The sequence below is a fragment of the Rhizobacter sp. P2_H3 genome, assembly GCF_056403355.1.
The window spans coordinates 1-3,327 of record NZ_JBFUFQ010000381.1; the positions used below are offsets into that span (position 1 = coordinate 1).

Here is a 3,327-nt window from a genome sequence, read left to right on the forward strand (position 1 = left end):
CCGGCCGCACCCGCCACGCTGCCCGAGGTGCCCGGCGCCGCGCCGGCCGCGCGCACTGCCGTGCTGGGCAGCACCTACGCGATCGACGGTGCCATCATGCCGGTGATGCGCGGCCAGCAGCTCACCGAGACCCGCGCCGACATGCGCCGCAACGACGGCGTACTGAGCTTCGACAACCGGCTGCTGCGCAGCTTTGCCGGCGACACGCGCTCCTCCGACATCACGCGGCTGGACCGCAAGCTGGTGTGGACGCAGAACATCGCGAAGAAGACCTACACCGAATGCCCGCTGACCGGCTGCCCCCGGCCGGCGCAGCCGCAGCAGCCCGACAAGCCGAAGCCCGAGCAGCCGGCGAAGCCCGCCGAGCCGTCGTGCCCGCTGGTGCTGAAGAAGAACGACCTGAAGGTGGTGGCCACCGGCGAACGCAAGGCGATCGGCGCGTTCAACAGCGAACGCTTCCAGCTCGCCTGGGTGCTGGAGCTGGAGGATCCGCAGGGCCGGCGCAACAGCAACCGGGTGCAGCTCGACCTGTGGACCACGCCCGAGGTCGGCGCGGTGAAGGAGGTGCAGGTGATCACGCAGGCCTTCCAGGCGCGGCACGCCGCCGCCGTTTCGGCCGGCGGCGAGCATCCGTTCGGCAAGTACCTGCCGAAAGAGGTGACGGGCTCGATGGGCGCGCTGCTGCGCAACCTGGGCGGCGCCAACGCGAAGACGACCGCCGCCTGGGGCAACGAGCTGAAGAAGGTGCGCGGCTACCCGATGGCGATGACGCTGGCGTGGACGGCCGACGGCAATGCCTGCGGCGACGACGCCTCGGCCGCGCGCGGCAACACCTCGGCACCGAGCGTCGGCAGCCTGCTGGGCGGCTTGCTCGGTGGCGGTGGCGGCGACGGCAAGCCGGCCGGCGCCGCGGGCGGCCCGCTGCTGAGCTACAGCTACGAGGTGAAGACGCTCGAGGTGAAGCCGGTCAGCGACGGCTGGTTCATGCCGGATGCAGGCTTCCAGCGGGCGCAGTGACCGATCGTCGATGACCGGTGACCTGTTCGATGCGATCGACGATGCGCCGCCGTCGCAGGAGGTGATCGCCGACGGTGCGGTGGTGTTGCGCCGGCTCGCGCTGCAGCGGGCGCCCGCCCTGCTGGCCGACCTGCAGCCGGTGCTGGCGGCAGCGCCGTGGCGGCACCTGGTGACGCCGGGCGGGCAGCGCATGTCGGTCGCGATGACCAACTGCGGGCCGCTCGGCTGGGTGTCCGACCGGCGCGGCTACCGCTACCAGGCGAGCGATCCGCAGAGCGGCGCGGCGTGGCCGGCGATGCCGCGCAGTTTTCGCGAGCTGGCGGTGCATGCCGCGGCCTGCGCGGGGTTCGACGGCTTCGAGCCGGACGCGAGCCTCGTCAACTTCTACGAACCGGGGGCGCGGCTGTCGCTGCACCAGGACCGCGATGAGGAGGACTTCGGCGCACCGATCGTGTCGGTGTCGCTGGGGCTGCCGGCGGTGTTCCTGTTCGGCGGCACGCAACGGCAGTCGCCCGTGCAGCGGCTGCGGCTGGCGCATGGCGACGTGGTCGTGTGGGGCGGTGCTTCGCGATTGGCCTTCCACGGCGTGGCGCCGCTCGCGGACGGCGAGCATCCGGCGACCGGGCGCTCGCGGATCAACCTGACCTTCAGGAAGGCGGGGCGCTGACCTCGCGCACCGCGACGGCGAGTGCCGTGCCGGCGTGCTCCGGGAGCGATTGCACCTGCAGCGCGTGACGGGCGCCGTCATGCACGACCTGCAGCGCGGCAAGGTCCTGCTGCAATCCGGCATCGACCGCGTCGGGCGGAATCGACAGCCCGCTGCCGATCGCCTTCAGGCAGGCTTCCTTGCGGGTCCAGCCGCGCATGAAGGCGAGGTCGCGCTGCTCGGGTGGCGCGGCCCGCAGCGCGCGTTGTTCGGCCGACGTGAAATTGCGCTCGGCCAGCGCGATCGCATCGCGCATCGGCCGCAGCACCTCCACGTCGACGCCGATCTCGGTGCCCGCCGATGCACCTGGCGCCACTGCGATCACCGCGACATCGTCGCTGTGGCTCATGTTGAAGACGCAGGCGGCCGGCGCGTGCAGGAACGGCTTGCCGAACGGGCCGGCACCGAACACCAGCGCGGCGGCGGGCAGGCCGGTCTGCTGAGCGAGGATCGCCCGCAACGCGACGTGTGACGCCAGGTGCCTGCGCCGCAGGCCCTCGAACGCGAAGCGCTGGCCGCGCGCGATCTCGTCGGCCGACAGCGTCGCGAGTGCGGCGGCATCGGGCATCTCGTCGAGCCGCAGCCACCACAACCGCAGCCCGAGCGGTGCCGCCAGTTCGGTGTACGGCAACGAGCCCGCCATCGACAGGCTCAGAACGCCTCGTCCGGCCGCAGGTAGCGCCACTGCCCGGGCGGCAGGTCACCCAGCATCACGCGGCCGATGCGCACGCGCTTGAGGCCCAGCACTTCCAGCCCGACCGCCTCGCACATGCGCCGGATCTGGCGCTTCTTGCCTTCGCGCAGCACGAAGCGCAGCTGGTCGTCGTTGACCCATTCCACCTGGGCCGGGCGCAGCGCCTCGCCGTCGAGCTCGAGGCCGTGGTTCAGCAGCGCGAGTTCGCTGTCGGGCAGGCGCGTGCCGTCGGGGCGCTGCACGCGCACCAGGTATTCCTTCTCGATCTCGCTGTTCTCGCCGATCAGCTGCTTGGCGACGCGGCCGTCCTGCGTCAGCACCAGCAGGCCGACCGAGTCGATGTCGAGCCGCCCGGCCGGCGCGAGGCCGCGCAGGTGGGTGTGCAGGAAGCGGGTGCCGGAGTTGTCGTCGTGCCACTGGTTCTCGGGCTTCACGAGCACATAGGCCGGCTCGTAGCCGTCTTCCGCCTGGCCGCTGACGTAGCCGACCGGCTTGTTGATCAGCACCGTGACGCGTTGCGCCTGCTGGTGGCGGGCCTGGGCATCGACGGTGATGCGCTGGCCGGGCATCACGCGCGAGCCGAGTTCCTTGACGACCTGGCCGTCGACGCGCACCCAGCCCTTCGGGATCCACTCGTCGGCCTCGCGGCGCGACGCGATGCCGAGTTCGCTCATGCGCTTGGACAGGCGCAGGCTGCCGGGCTGCTCGGCGTGGTAAACGGGTTCGTCGTCGTCGCGCTCGAAGCGCGGGTTGGGGCGTTGCGGGGCAGGGCGGCTGTTGCCGAAGGCGGTGTTGCGCGGGGCGTTGTCGCGCTGGGCGCCGTGGCGCGGGCTCGGGTTGCGCGAGGACGTGTCGCGCGGCCCCGACGGCCCGGACGGGCCCGACGGGCGGCCGAACGCGGTGTTGGGGC

At 72.3% G+C, this 3,327-nt stretch carries 3 protein-coding genes and 1 pseudogene; 2 read left to right on the forward strand and 2 right to left on the reverse strand.

Translation table 11 applies throughout. The features are described from left to right. A pseudogene (locus AC1D1T_RS31225) lies at nt 1-1,017 on the forward strand (hypothetical protein); the annotation flags it as partial. Nucleotides 1,018-1,027: 10 nt separating this feature from the next. Beyond that, a complete protein-coding gene (gene alkB, locus AC1D1T_RS31230) occupies nt 1,028-1,684 on the forward strand; it encodes a DNA oxidative demethylase AlkB (protein ID WP_477828316.1) in 657 nt (218 codons plus the stop codon). Here alkB and AC1D1T_RS31235 read toward each other — a convergent pair. Together AC1D1T_RS31235 and AC1D1T_RS31240 are read right to left on the reverse strand one after the other, a co-directional pair. Beyond that, nucleotides 1,665-2,366 (reverse strand): 4'-phosphopantetheinyl transferase family protein, encoded by a 702-nt coding sequence (locus AC1D1T_RS31235; protein ID WP_465111794.1) that lies wholly within the window; start codon nt 2,364-2,366, stop codon nt 1,665-1,667. The genes alkB and AC1D1T_RS31235 overlap by 20 nt on opposite strands. A gap of 8 nt (nt 2,367-2,374) precedes the next feature. Next, complete coding sequence (locus AC1D1T_RS31240; RefSeq protein WP_047504874.1) at nt 2,375-3,091, reverse strand: pseudouridine synthase; 717 nt, start codon at nt 3,089-3,091, stop codon at nt 2,375-2,377. Nucleotides 3,092-3,327: the final 236 nt, after the last annotated feature.